This window comes from uncultured Paracoccus sp., from assembly GCF_947487305.1.
Classification (GTDB): Bacteria; Pseudomonadota; Alphaproteobacteria; order Rhodobacterales; family Rhodobacteraceae; genus Paracoccus.
Genome location: NZ_CANKWH010000095.1, coordinates 1 through 422, shown reverse-complemented (window position 1 = coordinate 422; position 422 = coordinate 1). Strand labels below are relative to the sequence as shown.

Genomic DNA, 422 nt, shown 5'->3' with positions numbered 1-422 from the left:
TTGAAGACGGAGGCCGGCAAGTCGCGCAAGCAGCGGCGGACGCTGAAGCAGATGCATGCCGATCTCGTCAAACTTGGCTTCACCGGCTCCTACAACCGGGTTGCGGCGTTTTCACGGCGATGGCGGACAGATCGCCAGCGCGAACAGCAGACCACGGGACGCGGCACCTTTGTTCCGCTGTCCTTTCGACCGGGCGAAGCGTTTCAGTTCGACTGGAGCGAAGACTACGGGCATCTGGCTGACGATCGCACCAAGCTTCAGATGGCGCATATCAAGCTGTCGCATAGCCGGGCCTTTCTGTTGCGCGCCTATCCGCTGCAGACCCACGAGATGTTATTTGACGCCCACTGGCACGCGTTCCGTGTGTTTGGCGGCGTGCCCGAGCGGGGTATCTACGACAACATGCGCACGGCGGTGGACCG

General features: G+C 61.8%; 1 pseudogene. It reads left to right on the top strand.

From position 1 onward, the window contains the following. Positions 1 to 422, top strand: a pseudogene (locus Q1A36_RS21410) (IS21 family transposase); the annotation flags it as partial.